The 20,342-nt window shown below is 40.2% G+C and carries 18 protein-coding genes; 10 read left to right on the forward strand and 8 right to left on the reverse strand.

Features of this window, described 5'->3' with window-relative positions:
* The first annotated feature begins 321 nt into the window (after window positions 1-321).
* From QNI15_RS24785 to QNI15_RS24795, 3 genes are all read left to right on the forward strand, one after another.
* Window positions 322-1,293: an aldo/keto reductase gene (locus QNI15_RS24785; protein ID WP_314034246.1), complete on the forward strand. Its 972-nt coding sequence runs from the start codon at window positions 322-324 to the stop codon at window positions 1,291-1,293.
* A gap of 59 nt (window positions 1,294-1,352) precedes the next feature.
* Window positions 1,353-2,165 carry a helix-turn-helix domain-containing protein gene (locus QNI15_RS24790; protein ID WP_313994432.1) on the forward strand — a complete coding sequence of 271 codons (813 nt, stop codon included), beginning with the start codon at window positions 1,353-1,355 and terminating at the stop codon, window positions 2,163-2,165.
* Window positions 2,166-2,250: 85 nt separating this feature from the next.
* Window positions 2,251-3,363, forward strand: coding sequence for a Gfo/Idh/MocA family oxidoreductase (locus QNI15_RS24795; protein ID WP_313994429.1), 1,113 nt, complete (start codon window positions 2,251-2,253; stop codon window positions 3,361-3,363).
* 382 nt (window positions 3,364-3,745) lie between these two features.
* Here the strand turns inward: QNI15_RS24795 and QNI15_RS24800 are convergent, their stop codons facing one another.
* The 5 genes from QNI15_RS24800 to QNI15_RS24820 form a co-directional block, all read right to left on the reverse strand.
* Complete coding sequence (locus QNI15_RS24800; RefSeq protein ID WP_313994426.1) at window positions 3,746-4,828, reverse strand: alkene reductase; 1,083 nt, start codon at window positions 4,826-4,828, stop codon at window positions 3,746-3,748.
* 3 nt (window positions 4,829-4,831) lie between these two features.
* A complete protein-coding gene (locus QNI15_RS24805; RefSeq protein ID WP_313994423.1) occupies window positions 4,832-5,719 on the reverse strand; it encodes an SDR family oxidoreductase in 888 nt (295 codons plus the stop codon).
* A gap of 263 nt (window positions 5,720-5,982) precedes the next feature.
* Complete coding sequence (locus QNI15_RS24810) at window positions 5,983-6,927, reverse strand: NADP-dependent oxidoreductase (protein ID WP_313994420.1); 945 nt, start codon at window positions 6,925-6,927, stop codon at window positions 5,983-5,985.
* 50 nt (window positions 6,928-6,977) lie between these two features.
* Complete coding sequence (locus QNI15_RS24815) at window positions 6,978-7,715, reverse strand: helix-turn-helix domain-containing protein (RefSeq protein ID WP_313994417.1); 738 nt, start codon at window positions 7,713-7,715, stop codon at window positions 6,978-6,980.
* Between the two features lie 533 nt (window positions 7,716-8,248).
* Complete coding sequence (locus tag QNI15_RS24820) at window positions 8,249-8,911, reverse strand: NADPH-dependent F420 reductase (protein ID WP_314034248.1); 663 nt, start codon at window positions 8,909-8,911, stop codon at window positions 8,249-8,251.
* 176 nt (window positions 8,912-9,087) lie between these two features.
* Between QNI15_RS24820 and QNI15_RS24825 the strand changes: the two genes are divergently transcribed.
* The 5 genes from QNI15_RS24825 (at window position 9,088) to QNI15_RS24845 (ending at window position 12,724) form a co-directional block, all read left to right on the forward strand.
* The gene (locus QNI15_RS24825; protein WP_313994411.1) at window positions 9,088-9,660 is read left to right on the forward strand and encodes a Crp/Fnr family transcriptional regulator; all 573 of its coding nucleotides are present in this window, start codon (window positions 9,088-9,090) and stop codon (window positions 9,658-9,660) included.
* A gap of 64 nt (window positions 9,661-9,724) precedes the next feature.
* A complete protein-coding gene (locus QNI15_RS24830; RefSeq protein WP_314034250.1) occupies window positions 9,725-10,321 on the forward strand; it encodes a Crp/Fnr family transcriptional regulator in 597 nt (198 codons plus the stop codon).
* 85 nt (window positions 10,322-10,406) lie between these two features.
* Complete coding sequence (locus QNI15_RS24835; protein WP_313994406.1) at window positions 10,407-11,069, forward strand: NADPH-dependent F420 reductase; 663 nt, start codon at window positions 10,407-10,409, stop codon at window positions 11,067-11,069.
* 82 nt (window positions 11,070-11,151) lie between these two features.
* Complete coding sequence (ygiD, locus tag QNI15_RS24840) at window positions 11,152-11,985, forward strand: 4,5-DOPA-extradiol-dioxygenase (RefSeq protein ID WP_313995163.1); 834 nt, start codon at window positions 11,152-11,154, stop codon at window positions 11,983-11,985.
* Window position 11,986: 1 nt separating this feature from the next.
* Window positions 11,987-12,724, forward strand: coding sequence for an alpha/beta hydrolase (locus QNI15_RS24845; RefSeq protein WP_314034252.1), 738 nt, complete (start codon window positions 11,987-11,989; stop codon window positions 12,722-12,724).
* Between the two features lie 1,013 nt (window positions 12,725-13,737).
* Here QNI15_RS24845 and QNI15_RS24850 read toward each other — a convergent pair.
* Window positions 13,738-14,253, reverse strand: a complete 516-nt coding sequence (locus QNI15_RS24850; protein ID WP_314034254.1) for a hypothetical protein — start codon at window positions 14,251-14,253, stop codon at window positions 13,738-13,740.
* A gap of 339 nt (window positions 14,254-14,592) precedes the next feature.
* On the opposite strand from QNI15_RS24850, the gene QNI15_RS24855 reads away from it, so the two are divergent.
* Complete coding sequence (locus QNI15_RS24855; protein WP_314034256.1) at window positions 14,593-15,378, forward strand: MBL fold metallo-hydrolase; 786 nt, start codon at window positions 14,593-14,595, stop codon at window positions 15,376-15,378.
* Between the two features lie 43 nt (window positions 15,379-15,421).
* Window positions 15,422-15,835, forward strand: coding sequence for an OsmC family peroxiredoxin (locus QNI15_RS24860; protein WP_313994395.1), 414 nt, complete (start codon window positions 15,422-15,424; stop codon window positions 15,833-15,835).
* A gap of 54 nt (window positions 15,836-15,889) precedes the next feature.
* Here QNI15_RS24860 and QNI15_RS24865 read toward each other — a convergent pair whose 3' ends face one another.
* Together QNI15_RS24865 and QNI15_RS24870 are read right to left on the reverse strand one after the other, a co-directional pair.
* Complete coding sequence (locus QNI15_RS24865; RefSeq protein ID WP_314034258.1) at window positions 15,890-17,290, reverse strand: sigma-54-dependent transcriptional regulator; 1,401 nt, start codon at window positions 17,288-17,290, stop codon at window positions 15,890-15,892.
* A 96-nt stretch (window positions 17,291-17,386) separates the two neighbouring features.
* Complete coding sequence (locus QNI15_RS24870) at window positions 17,387-20,074, reverse strand: sigma 54-interacting transcriptional regulator (RefSeq protein WP_314034260.1); 2,688 nt, start codon at window positions 20,072-20,074, stop codon at window positions 17,387-17,389.
* Between the last annotated feature and the right edge of the window lie 268 nt (window positions 20,075-20,342).

Raw genomic sequence — 20,342 nt, forward strand, 5'->3', positions numbered from 1 at the left:
CATCTTATTTAATTGAACCGGTATTTTAATCTGAGGATACTGGAAAAGACATTTCAGATGAGTTAACACAAGTGCTTTTCAGACTATAAAGAAGTTATCTAAGGCATTATTGATAACAGAGCTTTTTATCAATATCCATTTGATCCTTGCCTGTTTTCCCCTCCTTTTTTCCACGCAGTTTTAACTGAAAGCACCTACAATTGTTATTCAATGGTAAAATAACAAATGAGCCATACGGACAAGTAAATTGAGCCGTAAGAGAAATACGCCAACGGATATAATGTAGACCTTTGTCTTGTTAATTCATTTAAAAGAACTGCAATGACAACAATAACAAAAATTGCCCTTGGCAAAAATGGTCCACTTGTATCTAAACTCGGATTAGGATGTATGCGTATGTCATCTACCTGGGGAGGACCTATTACTGATGAAAATGAAAGCATTGCTACTATTCAGATGGCACTGGATAATGGCATTAACTTTCTGAATACCGGAGATTTTTATGGAGCGGGTCATAATGAGCTACTTGTAGGCAAAGCGATTAAGAACAGAAGAGAAGATGCATTTATAAGTGTGAAGTTTGGGGCTATCTTTTACAATGGACAGTTGATTGGTTTAGACCTGCGACCTGTAGCTATCAAGAACTTTATCAACTATTCGTTGGTGAGGTTGGGTATTGATACAATTGATCTGTATCAACCATGCCGACTGGATAATAGTGTGCCTGTAGAAGATGTGATTGGAACTATCGCTGATCTGATCAAAGAAGGAAAAGTACGTCACCTGGGCGTTTCAGAAATCACAGCTGAGCAGTTACGTAAGGCGCATAGTGTACATCCTGTATCAGCGCTGGAAATAGGGTATTCTCTAGCTGACCGCCAAATTGAAAAAGATCTGCTTCCTACAGCGAAGGAATTGGGTATTGGGGTAGTGGCCTTCGCCAACACAGCAGAAGGATTGCTTACAGGCGAACTGAAAGCTCCTCTTCAGAACAACGACTACCGAAACCATTTCTCACGTTTCCAGGGAGAGAATCTGATAAAGAACCTGGAAAAAGTGGAAGTCTTAAAGACAATGGCAAAGGAAAAAGGATACAGCCCTACTCAACTGGCTATTGCCTGGGTAAATGCACAGGGTGAGCATATTATGCCTCTGGTAAGCATGAGCCGCAGATCACGCCTTCCTGAAAACCTACAGGCTATGGACATTGCCTTGACGGATGATGAGATACATACCCTTAATTCGCATTTTTCGGTGGGTGCTATGCTTGGTAGTACCTATCTGCAACGATAGAATTTACCCTTAAAACAGGTAGGGTAGATAAAACCTACCTATTTTATATCTTTACATTTATGCAAAGTCCAACTGAAATACTTCCGGGAGTCATCTTTTACTCGTATCTATCCAAACAGCGAAAGGATAAAGTAGGTTTTTTCGAACACAGTACGCTGGTACTACAGGTCAGTGGCCATTTTATGATGGAAACAGCCAGTGAAAAAATCTCAATGAAACAAGGCCAGATGTTGCTAATCCGTAAAAATCAGTTGGGAGAACTCACAAAGATGCCTCTGGAGGGAGAAGACTACCAAACTCTTGTGATCAGTCTAAAGGAAGATCTGCTCAGGCAATTTGCTCTGGAAGAGAAAATTGAGATAGAGAAAAAATATGCTGGTCCACCCAATATCCTTATTCCCCAGAACGATTTTCTGAAGGGATTTTTTCAATCGGCAATACCTTATACTCGTTATCCGGAAGAAAAAATAACCAGGGACCTGGGTATGTTAAAGGTGAGAGAGGCTGTTCATCTGCTACTGTATACCATGCCCGACCTTAAGGAGTTTCTATTCGATTTTTCCGAGCCGTATAAAATAGATCTGGAAAAGTTCATGCTTAGCAATTTTCATTTTAATGTTCCTGTTGAGAAGTTTGCCCAACTTACCGGAAGAAGTCTGGCAGGGTTTAAACGGGACTTCCAAAAAGTGTTTGGCATGGCTCCCAGGCATTGGTTGCAGGAAAAAAGGCTGGCTGAGGCCCGTCATTTGATCGAAGACAGACAGAAAAAACCTTCTGCAATCTATCTCGAACTGGGATTTGAAAGCCTTTCTCATTTTTCCCATTCGTTTAAGAAAAAATTCGGCAAGGCTCCTACCGAGTGGTTATACTGATATGTAGTTGATCCTTAGTATGGAAAGGATCATTGCAGCCAGCCAAGCAGCAAACCATTTATATCTTAAAAATTGAAAATACATCGTGAAAAATATATCAGCAAGCACAAATAAAATCAGAGTAGGGATTATTGGCGCTAACACTACAAACTGGGCATCGCGATCGCACATTCCAGCATTAAAGTTACTCCCTGGATTTGAACTCACAGCTGTAAGCACTACAAAGATGAGTTCAGCCCAACAAGCAGCAGAAAAGTTCGGAGTAAAGCATGCTTTTGATAATGAGTCCAATCTGGTTAACTGTCCGGATGTAGATCTTGTTGTGATAGCAGTTAAGGTGCCTTATCATTATCAACTGGTCAAAGCAGCAATTGATGCAGGTAAAATGGTTTATTGTGAATGGCCGCTTGGTAATGGTACCAGAGAAGCAGAAGAAATGGCAACCCTGGCTAATGACAAGGGATTACGTACCTTTACCGGATTGCAGGCGTTATCCCTGCCAGAAACGATTTACCTGAAAAAGGTTATTGCAGATGGACTGATTGGAGAAGTACTTTCTTCCAACATACTAGGTTCGGGAGGGATGTGGGCTGATATCCGATCGGAAGGAAACATTTATATGTATGACCCGGCAAATGGTGCTACTATGTTAGAAATTCCTTTTGCCCATACACTTGCTGCCTATCTTGCAGTTCTGGGTAACTATCAATCAGTGAATACTACGTTGGCACGCAGAAGAACGGAAGTAACCTTATTGACAAACGGTACAAAAGTTCCACAGCTGACCAATGATCAGATTGTTGTTTCGGGCATCCTTAAAGCAGGGATTGTTTCTAACATCCACTATAGAAGTGGGGTATCAACAGGAACCAACTTTCTCTGGGAAATAAATGGTACTAAAGGGGACATTCTTGTTTCCGGGCAACTGGGACACTATCAACTTACACCTGTTACAGTACAATATGCGGCAAGTGGAGAGAAGTTACAGTCACTTGAAATTCCAAATACCTATGTAACACATGTGCCTGAATCTCTCCATCAGCCTGTATATGGATTATACTATGCATACAAAGCAGTTTGGAATGATATTCAAAATAATACTCATACTGTTCCTGATTTTGCTCAGGGGGTGTGTATGCACAAACTGCTGGATAGGATCAAAGAAAGTGCTGAGGAAGGAAGGACAATTACTTTATAAACAAATCAGCAAAACAGACCCAAACCCCGGACAACTTCTTCCTAGCCCAGACGCTATATAGCAAGCAATTAGTTTTTATCTTGTTTCATAACTTTTCTGAAATCATGGTTTGTAACTAAAGAAAAAGTACTCTCCCTGTCTTCCTGAAAGGATCTCCTGACAAATAGAGCTATGCTTGGTGTATGAGAGAAAAAGATTTATTCAGAATCCAAAGGCCACCGGTCTTGCCACGAGATCCTTACAGGAGGACAAAAAAAGGGTTTTAGGGCACAAAAAAGAGATTGTCCCCTAAAACCTGCAAAATTGAAAAAGTTATGGGATAGGATAAGGCAATCAGTTTCGTCCTGATGTAGACTCCAGCTGAAAAGCTAAAACAGTTACCTTAGGCATTTAGAAATGGGTAGTCAATATATCCTTGTGCGCCGCCTCCAAACATAGTAGCTCTGTCAGGTTGGTTAAGAGGGGCATCTTTTTCGAATCGTTTCGGAAGGTCAGGATTTGCTAAAAATAATGTTCCAAAAGAAATGATTTTGGCAATGCCTTTTTCAAGTTCTGCTTCTGCAGACGTTTTGTCGTAGCCTGTATTGGCTATAAGGGTATGTTTTATCATTCTGCCAAACAACTCAATTTCATCGTCTTCGGGATATCCCGACACAGCCGGAAATAGTGGACTACGCTTCATTAACTCTACATAAGCAACCTCCAGTCTGTTGAGTTCTTCAATCAAATGGGTATAGGTGGCAACCGGGTTGTCCAGTAACATATCTCCATAGGGATGAAAAGGTGATATTTTTATCCCTACTCTATCCCCTCCGACAACACGGATCAGCTCCTGCATTACTTCCAGAATAAAACGAGTTTTATTTTCAATACTTCCACCATACTCATCTGTGCGTTTGTTAGCGCTTTCTGCTAAAAACTGATTGGGCAGATACCCATTCGCTGCATGCAGTTCTACACCATCAAACCCTGCGGCCATTGCATTTCTGGCTGCCTGACCGTAATCCTGTATGATTTGTTTAATTTCATCAACTGTTAGTGCCCTTGGTATTTCGTAGTCTTTGAGACCCTGAGAGGTAAAATGTTTCATTCCGGTAATGGCAACCGCTGACGGTGCAACAGGTAATACACCTTTGCGATCAACCGAATGACCAGCCCTTCCGGTATGCCAAAGCTGGGCAATAATGATACCCCCTCTGTCATGAACCGCTTTCGTAACTTTCTTCCAGGCTTCAATCTGTTCGGGTGTAAAAATGCCAGGGGTAAAAGGGCTTCCTATGGCTTGTTCACTAATAGTAATGGCTTCTGTAAAGAGTAGTCCTGCACTTACTCTTTGTGTATAATACTCAATGGTTAAATCACCTACTACTCCGTTTATATCGGCACGACTTCGGGTCATGGCAGACATCGCCATTCTATTTTTCAATGTTAGTTTCCCTAACTGGACTTGATCAAACAGTTTCATTTTTTAAATTATGTTAGTGGTAGTTGTAAAATATGTTTGTGTTAAAAATTGCTTTGCGGACAAAGGTTTTCTGCCCAGAAGCAATTCCAGATCTGTTGAAGAAGATTGAAACTCACCTAAGCTAATGGCTTCTGACAGAGCAGAAAATATTTTGATGGATTGAGGTGGCAGACCAGCTTTTTCCATAGTAGCCATATACTCTATTTTAGAAGGACTGGTGTACTGTATATCCACTCCGCCTTGCGTGCTTAGAATGTCAGCGATTTCAGCCAGAGACACATTTTCCGTATTACTGATATTGTATTCTTTATTATAATGACCTTCCTGCAGACAGACATTCGCTATGGCCTCTGCTATGTCGGTACGAGTCACATAGGCAGCCTTACCTTCACCAGCTGGTAAATAAATGCCGTTTTCCATTACCTTATCGCCTAAAAGCAGAGGCAATAATTCTGTATACAGATTGTCTTTAAAAATAGTATATGGAATCCCACTTTCTCTAATCGTTGTATCTGTGGTCTTGATAGAGGAAGAGACAAAATCAAATGGAGAATTTTTAACCGCATTTTCCTCAAAAAAGCTTGTGTATAGCAGGTGTTTTACTCCAGCTTCTTTTGCTGCAGTGATTACACTATCGTGTTGTTCAGCTCTGCTGGTCAGATCTCTGCCTGCTACCAGGATTAACTTGTCAATCCCTGTAAAAGCTTTAACCAATGTAGGATACCAGTCATAGTCACCTACTCGTAGTGTGATGCCTTTTGCTTGTAAATCTTCTGCTTTGGCGGTTTCTCTAACCAAGCCAATAATAGTATTAGGGTTAACACCTTTGTTTAGTAGGGAATGGATAATAGCTTTCCCAAGGTGCCCGTTTGCTCCTGTTACCAAAATCATATGTGTATATGTTAAATGTTAGTGATGAATGATGATGTAAAATTACTTTGCTGAACAAGGATAAACTTGTATCAGATCACTGTAGTTGAGTTGCTATCTGTCGTTGGAGATTGGATTGTATAGTAAACCTGAAAGTAAAGACAAGATGCTACCACATAGATCACAAACTAGTTGATCTAAGGCACTGAATTAGAGTATGTTTATGGATTAACAGTATGCTGCCTTACTAACACATCCTCATGGATGTATCTGGCTGAGAATGTTCAGGCGAGCTCTATGACTACCTTGCCAATGTATCCACCTTTCTCGGCATACTGATAGGCTTCCTGAGTTTGAGTAAAGGGAAATACTTTGCCTACCTCAATGGCTAGTCCCTTATCGATACTCTGTAACAATAAATTGATGCTTTTTTCAGAAGGAGCGGTTATCAGGGCAATATGCTTTTTACTTCTGAATAGATTTTGAATCAGTGTGGTTGGAATATCAATAGGCTGGGGAACCGGATTTAAAAACAGCGCCTGAGGTTTCATTATCTGTTTGGCGTTTTTATACCCCATCTTGCCTGATAGATCAATGACAACGTCATAGGTGGCTTTACGGGAAAGTATATTTTCTTTTTTGTAATCCACTACCGAAGTGGCTCCCCATTCTTTTGCATAGACCACTCCATTGGTACTTGTAACGGCTGTTACGTTTGCTCCGGTAGGTTTCAGGAGTTGTAACAAGAACATACCGAAACCTCCTGTTGCTCCATTGACCAAAATGTGAGATTGGGAATTGATCTTTCCCATTTTCTGAAATGCTGCAACAGCCGCACCGCCAACCGTAGGAATGGAAGCTGCCTGAGCAAAACTGATAGCTGCAGGTTTTTTCCAGACAGATTTAGCAGGCACCGCAACATACTCGCCTAAGGCTCCCTCTTTCATATTGTTTTTTACTATACCAAAGACTTCATCTCCTTTTTTGAAGGTAGTTACTGATGATCCAACCTCTTCAATAACACCCGCAAAGTCAGTACCTGTATGCTTAGGAAATTTCGAACCTGACATCAGTTTCATTTCTCCTTTTCTAATTTTCCAATCCAACGGATTAACAGAAACTGCTTTTATTTTTACCAAGACCTGATCTGTCTGGATCGAAGGTGTTGATTCATCTAGGGTTTGTAACACTTCAGTGCCACCAAACATGTTGTAAGCGATCGTTTTCATTTTTTGTTTTTGTTTAAATGATTGATGCTACAAAGATCGGGTGTGCACGTCTAATAGACTTGTATCAGATCACTATTATGCTTTAAAGCCTTGGGTGGCATACCAAACATTTCATACATATATTTGTTGAGTTGGGGAAGATCATAAAAGCCCGTATCATAGGCTATGTCAGTAAGGCTCTTGTCTTTGTCAGAAAGAGTAAGGTAAACAGCCTGACGTATTCGTGTCCACAATAAGTATTTAGACAAGCTACTACCCGTTTGTTCTTTAAACAGTGAAGCTAAACGAGAAGGAGAAAGGAAAACGATGTCCGCAAAGGTTTGTGGGTTAATATCCCGTTCAAAGAAGTTGGTTCGGATATAATCAACCATTTTTGTCACCCTTTCATCATAGTGTGTAGCAGGTAGTTGTGACACCAATGCGGTAATGAGGGTGTCAATGTCAAAACGATTCGTTCCGGTTTGAAAGAAAGCTTCCATTTCGTTTTCGGAATGAAAAACAATATAGTCCTGATCAGCAGCGAATCTGTTGGCAAGTTCCAAACCAATAGTAGAATATGGCTCTATATTGAAAACATTCAATGTTCCTTTTTCAGCTACACACAAATGGGTAACCTGTGGTTTGATCAAAAAGCCATAGATATTTTTACACAACTGCCCGTTAATCGTTGAGGTAAACGGTGTGTCATTGGTTAAAACAATCTGATACGCTGAATGTTTGTGGATCTCTACGGTAAGATTGTGGGCTGTAAGAGCAAGGATAAATGGATTGCTTAGTTGATTTTTCATTTGAGTGTTTTCCTGAAAAGCAGCTCAAAATATAGATAAATGTAGCAATTCACAACAGAGGCAATCTGTATCACAAAAAATGTATTCGTTCAGCTTCAGTGTGTTTGATATATAGCAATCAAATATAGAGACCTAATTCAGGAAAAGATCTTGATCCTATGCAGTATGTACTTTTAGATGAGAGTTTTTTTTACAAAATCAGCGCCTATGCTTTTTTAGAAGAGTATAGGCGCTGATTGATTGTTAAGACCTCTCTTTTCCTATATTAGTTTATAGTCTCTTACATCATTCTTTCACAAGCTTCTTCATTTTTTGCTTGCCCAAAAAACGAAGCAAAAAAGGGCACTTTTCTCCGATCCTTCCGCCCGCAGGCCAAAGGCCAACCTCGCGGAGAAAAGATTGCCTACGCACCTACACTACCATTCCCGATTGAAGGCATCTTCACTCACTTTGTAGCTTATTATTTTACTATCGGATAATGCTTCCAATGTAAAGTACTTCCCTCAAAATTCGGGATGACTCATGCTTATTAACTAGACAGCTACAGAACGACGTATTTCGTCTGCTGTTACGGTTTTTCCTAATGCACCGAACTCATGTAACTCTCCAAACACTTCGATTCGAATGGATTGATCTAAATTACCCACATATAGTGGTTCAAAACCTGTATCCCAGATCAGTTCTTCAATTTTAGTATTAATGCTTTGATCATCAGTTGCATAGAATAAAACGGCTGGTTTAGGCTTTTGACCAGAAGCATTAGCAAGTGAAGCTGCTCCGAGTGTACCTAAAGCTTTTGCCAGCCTGGCTCCCTTAGGTAGTAATGACTTATTGATTTGACCGGCAGAGTTCGTTGCATCAATCGTTTTGATAAAACCGCCCTTTCCATCAGGAGCAATAGGATTCGAAGGATCAATAATGATTTTACCTTCTAACTGTTTCGCATATTGATTCAGAAATTCTTTGATAGAAGAAAACCAGATAGCCAAAATAATAATATCTGCTTCCTGAAGAGCGGCACTGATTTCCATTGGCTGGGCGAGGTTTCCTACCTTTTCTGCAAGGCTTTTTGCCTGTGAATAGTCGCGGGAGGCCAGAATAACGGGACGATTGCCCTTTGTCAAATTAGTGGCTACTACTTGGCCAATATTCCCTAATCCGATGATAGCAACTTTTGATTTTGATGTTTTTGACATGGTCTTATGGTTTAAATGATGAGGCAAAGTTCAGAACTCTTCAGGAAAGCAACCTTTCAGGTTTCTGAAGAAATACCATTCAACTAGTTTAATGATGGGGATGTAATGCCATTATTTAGAAGGAAAAATAGTTTTTGTGTTAGCTTTGAAACAAAAAACAGATTCTCTATAACCAGATGCTTGAACCTCTCATTGCTCATTTTGAAAGTTATCTCCCCTTAAAAGAAAGCGAAATGCAATTGCTGGAAGGGCGGGTAACACAACGTAAGATCAAACGCAGGCAACATATATTGCAGGAAGGCTTCCCCTGTAAGCATTATAGTTTTGTAGTGGAAGGGTGTTTTAAAATGTATGGCGTTGATCAGAAAGGCAATCAACATAATATCCAATTTGCTGCTGAGAACGACTGGATTGCAGATATTGGCAGTTTTCATTCCAATAAGTCAAGTAAACTGTTTATCGAAGCCATTGAGCCGTCTCTTATTTTGCAGATTGAGCAACAAGACCTTTACTTTTTGTATCAATCCATTCCGAAGCTTGATCGTATCTTTAAAGTCATTATAGAGAATAAATTTGTTGAGTTACAAAATCAGGTTCTACAAAATATCAGTTCTACTGCGCAGGAACGCTATGCGGCATTTCTGGAACAATACCCAAAACTTGCTCTGCGCTTGCCCAATACACAGATTGCTTCTTATTTGGGAATTACGCCCCAGTATTTAAGCGAAATTCGAAACGAACGCAGCTAATCAGGTTAATTTACTATAACTTAGCTTAAGAACTCTCAGTTGATACCAATAGATTGGTTTATTCATGTACGATCTTTTTTTTAAGAAATTCAGAGAACGAGTAGATCTATCTCCGGAAGAGGAAATACAGATTAAAACTTATCTCATTCCGAAAAAAATACGCAAAAGGCAATATTTACTCCAGGAAGGAGATAAGTGTAAGCATATTGCTTTTGTCGAAAAAGGGGCCTTGAGAGAATACTCGGTCGAAGGTGGGACAGAACATATTATTTTGTTTGCTCTGGAAGGTTGGACAGTGGCTGATTTGTTTAGTTTTTTGACTGGTGAGCCTGCTGTTTATACGATTGATGCCCTGGAAGATTCCGAATTGGTGCTTATCTCCAAAAGTTCACATGAAGAACTACTGCAAACCCAGCCTAAATATGAGACATACATGCGATTGCTGATCACAGATGCATACATAGCCCTTCAGAAACGCTTAACATCCAGCATCAGCTTGCCTATAGAGGAACGGTATAAAAACTTCGTCGAGACCTATCCCGATATTGTACAGCGGGTGCCTCAGCATATGATTGCCTCGTATATGGGACTTTCTCCTGAGACTTTAAGTCGTGTTCGGAAGAAAATGCTTAACCAGAAGAAAAATGCTTCATTTCATTGACTTTTGTCAAGACTTTTTCTTGCCTGAAATCAATGCGGAGGGTAGCAGGAAGTAGTAATTTTGTATCATCAAAACAGATTGTGAGATGAAAACAAAACAGACTATTGCCGTTATTGGAGCTACAGGAAATATGGGATCAGCTATCTCCAGGGCATTATCCAACGCTAATTATCGTCTTCTTCTTTTTGCAAAAGATCAGGCTAAACTTCAAACTTTGGTTGAGGAAATCAGGAAACGTAATGCTGTCGCAGATATAGAGAGTGTAGATTGCAGTGTCAATGCAAGCTGGGAAGCAGATATTATCCTATTGGCTGTGCCTTATCAGACTGAAAAAGAAATCGCTGAAAAGATCAGAGAGGTAGCTAATCAGAAGGTTGTGGTTAGTATTTCCAATCCACTGGATACTTCTTTCAATGGTATGCTAACAGAACCAGATACAAGTGCTGCTGAAGAATTACAAAAACAGCTTCCCCATTCAAAAGTAGTAAAAGCCTTTAACACAACTTTTGCGGCAGATTTCTCAACTCCTGTCATTGATGGCAAGCAGGTTGACTCATTTATAGCAGGTAATCATGAAGAAGCATTGGAGACAGCTTCAGAACTGGTAGTAGCAGCCGGATTTTATCCTATTCTTGCAGGAGATTTATCTGTCAGCAGAACACTTGAGAATATGGCTTTACTGCTTATTCAAGAGACTATAAAGAGTAACTATGACTGGCTGGCAGGCTGGAAAGTTCTTCATCATTAAACTCAACATCTGTCATTGATCAATCATTTGTCTGATGAAAAGAGAGAAATTTATTAAAACCATCCTAACAGGAACAATAGGTATGACAACATTATCAGGATTTAAAGCATTTACAGATAATCTCCCCAAACAGGAGCAGCTAATGCCCGTACTATTTATTGGGCATGGATCGCCTATGAATGGCATCGAAGATACAGAGTTTAGCCGACGGTGGACCCAAATGGCAAAAGAGATTCCAACGCCTCAAGCTGTGCTGGTTGTATCGGCACACTGGTTTACCAAAGGTACTAAAATTACGGCAATGGACTTTCCAGAGACGATACACGACTTTGGAGGATTTCCCAAAGAACTGTTTGCTGTACAGTATCCGGCACCCGGTAATCCGGCTCTGGCGAAAGAGACTGCCAGTCTGATTCATTCTACTCATGTGGAATTAGACCACGACTGGGGGCTGGATCACGGTACCTGGACTATTATACGCCATATGTATCCGGAGGCAAAAATTCCGGTACTACAGTTGAGCATTGATTTTACCAAAGGGCCACAATATCATTATGATCTGGCAAGAGAAATTAATGCGCTGCGCAAAAAAGGAGTATTGATCATAGGAAGTGGCAATATGGTGCATAATCTGAGAATGGTAGCATGGGATAAACTAAATGATCCCGAATACGCCTATGATTGGGCTGCACAGATGAATGATACTTTTAAAAGCCTGATTGAGGAAGGGAATCATAAAGCGTTGATCAATTATACAACCTTGGGCAGAGAAGCTCTGCTGGCTATTCCTACACCCGAGCACTATCTGCCCTTGTTGTATACGTTAGGTCTTAAAGAAGGAAAGGATAACATATCATTTTTCAATGATAAGGCAGTAGGAGGTTCACTCACCATGACTTCTGTAAAATTTGGATAATATGCTTGTGTCTGTATTCTTTTTTGCGTTACAGATGCTATCTATAAACAATACATCTATGATAGATCCAATGGTGTCCGAATCCAATAACCCTTCTGATAGCTTTGTCTTACAATATCTTATTAGAGAGCCAAAAGTCAAAGCAGAAAAAAACAAGGCTATCATCCTTTTGCATGGAGTAGGTAGTAATGAGCAGGATTTGTTTAGCCTGGCGGGTCAGTTACCTGATGACTTTTATATTATTGCAGCCAGAGGGCCCTTTGCTTTAGGAGGAGGCAGATTTGCCTGGTACAATGTTGATTTTTCAACAGGCAGGCCTGTGATTGATGTGGAGCAGGAGTTATCAAGCCGAAATACCATTTACAGATTTGTGTCTCATATAAAACAGAAATATCACATCGACCAGCTGTATCTGGGAGGGTTTAGCCAGGGAGCTATTATGAGTTTTAGTGTGGCATTGACCTATCCTAATGAAGTAAATCAGGTGATTGCACTAAGTGGCCGGATTCTGGAACAGCATCAGGTAGGAGTTGTTCCAAATGATAATTTCCGCAAATTAAACGTATTTCTTTCTCATGGTACTCAAGATGGTACACTCCCAATCCAGTATGCCAGAGAGGCCAAAACTTTTCTTGAAAAGCTGACTGTGCAATTAAGTTACCATGAATACAACCTGGGTCATTCCATTAATAACGACGTGCTGAAAGATTTGAATCGATGGCTTCAGAAAAATGAGTAATCAGCGATAAAGATTTATCAAATCTGTTTTTAAGAGTTATCTAAAGCTAACCCAAAAGCTTTCCATGAGACTATGGAAAGCTTTTTTTGTTTATGTGTTATGAGTTATTCTTATGGATGTCGGGTATCATCGTCCTACAAGTAATTGAAGGTATCATTTTCATTTCGTTACACTATTCTTGATCCATGTATTGCTTTAATCATTAGAAGAGACCCTGTTTTCAAATAAGGGCTTTGGGAAGAATGTCACTAGACAAGGAACCATGAACACAAAAGGTAGGGCTTGAAGTGACAAGCACACAAACCTTATCTTGTCCCATAACTTTTTCATTTTTGAGGTTTTTAGGAAAAAATTCTCTTTTACCCTAAAAACCTCCTCGTTGTCCTTCTGTAAGAATCTTGTGACAAATAGAGCCATGCTTGGGTTCTGAGAGAAAAAATACTCTCCACTCGGAAAGGTCGCCGGTCTTGCCACGAGTTGCTTTCAGGAGGACAGAGAGGGGTTGAGAGGGGAAAAGAGAGCTTTTTCAAAAAAACATGATCTATCCCGGATTTTGAGGAAAAGAATACCACATTCTTTAGAAAAAGAGAAGCAAAGGAGTTTCAAAGAGCGTTGTGTTGACTTTAATCGCGAAAGGAAGTATAAGTGCGCTGGCAATCCTTTTCTCGCGAGGTTGGCCTTTGGCCTTGCGGGGGGAAGGATCGGGAAAAGGTGCCCTTTTTTGCTCACGCACAGATCTGGCTCACCAAACTCTCGTTTGGTGCCCTGTTTTTTGGGCAAGCAAAAAATGAAGAGGTCAGTGGAAGAGAAAAGTAAGTGACAATAAAACAAACTCAGGAAGAGACAAGCAAAAAAGTAACAGGGTGATAAGAAGGGAAATGTGCTGAATAATAAACAAACACAGAAAGAAACATTTCTCAAAAATAAACCCAAGCCTACACTTTTGAAAATTGTATAGGCTTGGGTTTTACTCACATCCAAAATCCGGGATAACTCATGTTATCAGATAGTTCTTATTTTTCAACCACAATCTCCAGCTCTCCGGCAATGTGTTTGACATGGCAACAATCCGCACCTACGGTGAACTTTCTTTTCACGATTTCTTTCCCGGCTTTATAACCAATAAATTCTACCTCGATTTCTTTGTTAGCGAGTTCTTTCACATTGGCATCTGTAACAATAGCATATGTGCCGGATTTGCGTTGCATCTCAGCCATTGCCGCATCTAGTGTTAGCGTTCTCTCTGTGCCTGTAGCAGTCTGGATAATCTTGTAGCTGTCTAACTGGACAGGGCTATTGTCTTTATTTTTGACTGTAGCTGAAACAGTAGAGAATATCTCAGTACACATAACATCCCCTGAACAATCTTTTGTAGTGGCTACTGTATCCTGAGTTGCTACCGTGTCCAGCACAGCTACAGTATCTTTGGCTGGTTCTGTTTGTTCTCCTGTGGAGTTTTTTTGTGAGCAACTGCTAAAACCAAAAGTCAGAGATAAAATCAGGGCGTAATGCAAAAAACTTATTTTCATCGATATAATTGTTGATATGAAACAGTGACCCAATTTCTTTTCAAATGGTTGCACGGCAAGTATACTATCAGAAGTATTCAGAAAATAACCATACCTTACCAGATACTTATTTTATTGACTACCAGGAATCTGTATTCTGGTCAGAAGATAGGTGCCAGCAAAAAACATTGAATTAGAAGAAGGAATAGTCTCATATAAAAGAATTAGGTAACAAGCATCAAAAGGATTGATATAGCCAATAAAATATACCTTTTCTACATTGTTTCAATCACACCCGTATGGCAATTTTGCTGATAGACTTTCACAGATTTACTACCCATTCGAGGATAGCTGTATTGTATGAAACTATCAATTACACATATTGACACAGCGTGTGTTCTGTTAGATATTAACGGATACAAAATACTAACTGATCCTACACTGGATGCTGCCGGACATCTGTATTATCACGGATCAGGCACTTTTTCCAGGAAGACAGAAAATCCGGCTCTACCAGTGGATCAGTTACCAGCAGTGGACCTGGTATTGTTGAGCCATCATCAGCATAAAGACAATTTTGATATCAGAGGGCAGGAATTTACTAAAACTGTACCCACTGTAATTTCTACCAAACCAGCCGCCAGGACTATACCCGGTGCTATCGGACTTGACGATTGGGAGAGTTATACGATTACTACACAATCAGTAACAAATCTGACTATTACAGCAACACCTGCTCAACATCATCCCTGGTGGGTGCCGGAATTTCTTGTTGGGAAAGTAATCGGTTTTATCATAGCTTTCGATGAACAGAAAAATGGGGTGATTTATATTTCTGGTGATACTGTTTATTTTAAGGGGATTGCAGAGGTTGGCAGACGTTACAAAATTGATGTTGGCATCTTTCATCTGGGATCAGTACAGTTTCGCTATCTTACTGGCTTTGGGCAGTATACCATGGATAGCAATGATCTGCTAAAAGCCGTAAAGGTGCTCGATATGAACAAAATTATTCCTATTCACCACAAAGGCTGGACACATTTTAAACAAACAGAGAATAAGCTTAAAGAAGCTATTGCCCGTAATGAGCAGCTACGCAATAAAACATTGTTTCTCACTTCTGGAGTACAAACGCCACTAATCTAGTCCTGATTCTTCCTTAACACGCTATAGAACACCATTCATAGTTATGAAACGCTATGCTACTGCCACCTGGACTGGTACTGGAAAAGATGGGTATGGACAGATCAGTACCCAAAGCGGAATTTTAGAACAGGTGTATTTTTCTTTTACCAGTCGATTTGGTGAGGTGCCTGGCACAAACCCGGAAGAATTGATTGCTGCTGCCCATGCCAGTTGCTTCACTATGAAACTGAGCTTTGTATTGAATGAGGCAGGTTTTACAGCAGAGTTACTGGAAACAAGATGCCATATCACATTTGAAAATGCAGTAATCACAGAATCGCACCTTATTGTAAAAGCAAAAGTCTCCAGAATTAGTCAGGAAACATTTGACGCCTGTATTAAAGAGACTGAGTTGTATGGACCTGTAAGCAGGATGTTAAATGCCAGGATCTTTATAGAAGCGAGCCTGGTAAAGTAGCAGTTTTATTTTTCAGAACTTTAGCAAAAGGAATACCTAAAACGATTGTGTTGACTAAGATTTGTTTACAGAGAAGAAGTTCTCTTTTTCAATACCCAGCTTTTTCATTCTTGAATTCAGCGTAGAAACAGGTACCTTTAGTAATTCAGCAGCGCCTCCTGGTCCAAATACTTTTCCATTACATTTCTCCAGTACCCATAGTATATGCTCCCGCTCCATTTCTTCCATAGATTTAATGTCCTGCTGGTTCTTTAAAGAAGCTTCTTCCTTTGGTACATTTACAGGTATGCTTACATTCTGAATCATTCCTGTCTGGGTAAGTAATACAGCTCTTTCAATGAAGTGTTCCAGTTCGCGAATATTGCCTGGCCAACTATATTGAACCAACGCTTCCAGAACCTTGTCGGAGAGCCCGGTTATCTGTTTCCCTATTTTTCGGGTATAGATATCCAGAAAATACTGAGCAAGCAGAGGAATATCCTCTTTTCGTTCCCGAAGTGGAGGCATCACAATCGGAAATACATTGAGACGATAATATAAATCCATACGGAAACGACCTTCAGCAACTTCCTTTTCCAGATTACGGTTGGTCGCTGCTATAATCCGTACATCTACCTTAAAGGTAGTTCTTCCTCCAACCCGTTCAATTTCTTTCTCCTGTAATACTCTCAGTAGCTTTACTTGTAAATCCAGGGGCATTTCACCAATTTCATCCAGGAAAATAGTACCACCTTGCGCTTGTTCAAACTTACCAATTCTTCTCTCTGTAGCTCCTGTAAAAGCACCTTTTTCGTGTCCAAACAATTCACTCTCTATCAGGCTGGCTGGCAATGCAGCACAGTTGACCTTTATGAGAGGTTTGCTTTTTCTCGAAGAAAGTAGATGAATGGCATCGGCTATACGTTCTTTGCCTGTGCCACTTTCGCCCAGAAGCAGAACAGAGGTATGGGTAGGGGCTACAATCTGTACATGATTTAAAACAAGATCTAAACTCCGGCTTTTTCCAATAATGTCTTTAAAGTGAGTACTTGGCAAAGAGAGCTTTGCAGCCTGTTGTGATTCTTGGCGAATGGCAGACTGAAGATTGTTTTCGTGTAAATAATTTGCTATATCTAGTGTGACGAGTACATCTTTTTCTCGAAAAGGTTTTACCAGAAAGCCATACGGTTTGGTGGCTTTTGCCGCATCAAGAATCTCTTTATTTGAGTTGGCTGATAAATAAACAAAAGCGATCTGTTGTTCCTGTAAGATTCTGGCCAGATCAATACCTGTTAGTTTCCCTTTCAGAAAGATATCCAGCAATACGAGATCGGGCTTTTCTTTTTCTATGATTTCCAGGGCTATCGAAACGGAACGAGCAATGGGGCATACCTCGTATCCGGCTCTTTCCAGGATCATTTGCAGATTGTTGGCTTCTACAAACTGGTCTTCTACAATCAGAATCTTATTTTTCATAGATAGTACTCCATATTGGCAAGTTACTACAATTTTCAAAAAAATGGGTAATTTAACAAGCGCAATAGGGGTACAGTAAAAAATGATAGCTTAGGATTATTTTTTTTGAACAAATATATGTTCTTTTTTTATGCCTAATTTTTTCATTCTGGAGTTGAGGGTAGACACATGAATATCCAATAATTCGGCAGCACCTCCAGGGCCAAATACTTTTCCGTTACAATTCCTCAATACTGCCAGAATATGATCCCGTTCGTTTTCTTCCAACGTTTTTAAGGAGAAGTTTTCTACTGAGTCAGCAACAGTTCTCTTGCCTGCAAACGAAGGAAGGTCTATTTGTCTGATACTATTGCCAGAGTTTAGCAATACAGCTCTTTCAATAAAATGTTCCAGCTCGCGAACATTTCCCGGCCAATGGTACGACTGCAAGGCATTCATTACATTTTTGGTAACAGTAGAAATTTCCCTGCCAGTTCTTTTTGTGTGTTTTTTTATAAAATGAGTTACTAACAAAGGAATATCCTCTTTTCGCTCCCGAAGTGGAGGCATAACAATCGGGAATACATGCAGGCGATAATACAAGTCACTTCTGAATCTGCCGGCCTCTACCTCTTTTTGCAGGTTGCGATTGGTGGCAGCAATCAGACGTACATCCGTTTTAATCGTAGTCTGACCACCAACGCGTTCTATTTCTTTCTCCTGTAATACTCTCAGTAGCTTCACCTGTAGATCTACGGGCAATTCGCCAATTTCATCCAAGAACAGCGTACCCTTATGTGCCATTTCAAATTTACCAATACGACGTTCTATTGCTCCTGTGAAAGCACCTTTTTCGTGTCCAAACAATTCACTCTCTATCAGGTTGGCTGGCAATGCAGCACAGTTGACCTTAATCATAAGTTTGTCTTTCCGGGATGAAGCATTATGCACAGCCCTGGCAATGAGTTCTTTCCCTGTTCCGGTTTCGCCTAAGATCAGGACTGTACTATTGGTAAATGACACTTGTGAAAGCATATGAAATACCTTCTGCATAGGTTGGCTTTTTCCAATCAGTTCACTATGGTTATAGGCTTTTTCTACCTGTTCCTGCAGGTACTGATTTTCTTCTTCCAGCTGACTTTTGTAATGTCTGATCTCTTCCAGTTGTCTGGCTATCTCTTCATTAGCCAGAATATTTGCCATGGCGATGGATAACTGATAGGAGATGCCCTGAATCAGCCTAAGCTGATACGGTTTGAAATAGTTTTTATTTTCAGAATGGAGAAAAAAAGCGCCAATATTCTTATTGCTGTAACGTAAGGCCACACTGACCATTTCATGGATACCCGTTTTATGAAGGAAGGCAAGCCAGGAAGGGACAGGTCCTTGCTTTATGAGTTCCTCATTGTCAAAAACAATTGGACCTTCTGCTGCAAGTATTGCATCACAAATCCGGTCTGCCACGGCATAGTTGCCAGTCGCATTTGGGAGACAATCGGGATGAGAGGTTCGTTTTTCTTCCATGTCAAGCAAATATGCACTGTATGTTTTCTGCTCTTGATCCAGAATGATAATGGATGCGTCATTATAATTGAACAGCTGCTTAAGCTGATGGGTAATGATTTTAAGCAAATCCGTCTTATCACGGGTAGAAGCGATGGCATTGCTCAGGGAGAGGAGTATTTCTTTCTCCTTGTATTGTTTTTCGAGTGCTTCATTGGCGATGATATTGGAAAGTGCGATGGATATCTGTGAGCAGACGCCCGTAAAAATAGTCCTATTGACGGTATTGAAATCGTTTATATTTTCCGGTTGAATCCAAAGGACACCAAAGTTTGTATTGCCAATGCGCAATGCAGCCCCGATTATGAAATCAATGCCGATGGAATGAAAAAATAGTGCATGCCCTGCCGCATTTTTTTGGGAAGCTAGTTCCTTTATATCAAAAATTACAGGTTTGTCGGATTGAAGCACAAGGTCATAGAATTGTTTCTCAAACTTAAAATTGGAATAAAGGGTTTGTAGATACTCTCGTTTTTGCAGGTAGGGGGTATTGTTCTCATCAAACAAATACGCGCCAAAGGTCATATCCTGTTGGTCAAGAGCTACGATGGTAAAGTCCTTTATGAAAAAAAGCTCTTTGAGTTTTTGGTTAATGGTACTGGCAAGGTCTTGTTTGCTGCGTACCAAGGCCATGCTATTACTCAGCGATAGTAATATGGATTTCTCCTCTTCCTTTCGGGCGATGGCTTCATGGGCCAGGATGTTGGCAACTGCTATTGAAATCTGGGCTGAAACACTTTCAATCAGGGTATAGTGCTCTGGGCGAAATTTATTGTTGGAATCGGCTATCATACACATGACGCCTATGGTTTCCTCTTCACTTTGTAAGGGCACCGAAACAATTTCCGTCAAGCCGGCAGTTTTCAACAGACGTATGTACTTTGGTGTATGTGTGGTAACGGATTGGGCTGTCAGATCTGTTTTAACCGTAGAGCCAGTCTCTAGTACTTTATCAAAAAGTCCATCCTGTAGCGGCAGGTTTCGGTTCAGCTCTGACTCCAGTTCCGGATTCTCTTGACCATACTGACCTGTGATGATCAGAAAAGGAACTACCAGGGATGATGCTTTGTCTATTAGGCTAATTCGGAAGCCGCTGACAGCCAGATGTTTTTGGAGTTTGATCTGCAAAACACGCTGCAGATCCTCTTTGTTTCTTATCGATGCTATATCCCTGATTAAAGAAAGCAAAATTTCTTTTTCCTCTAATTTCCGTTCCAGGTCTTGCCAATGGGTTTGATCCATGTTGTTTGAAAATGAGTTTTATCTAAATGTAAGCGATAAACTGGTTAAATCTCACCAATACTTTCGTTAATTGTTGAAATATCAACAATTATTATTGATAAATATATTTTTAATTACTTGATATTCAATGTATTAGTTTATTGGTATATCAGTTGTAGGAAAGAATACAAAACGTAATCGTCTACAAAGGCTGTATGGAGGTTCAGTGCTAATAGAAAAGTGTAATACTTGTTTTGTTTAGTAAAGGAAAAGATTTGTTCGAGTTTAG

This window comes from Xanthocytophaga flava (genome assembly GCF_030068545.1).
Lineage (GTDB): Bacteria > Bacteroidota > Bacteroidia > Cytophagales > 172606-1 > Xanthocytophaga > Xanthocytophaga flava.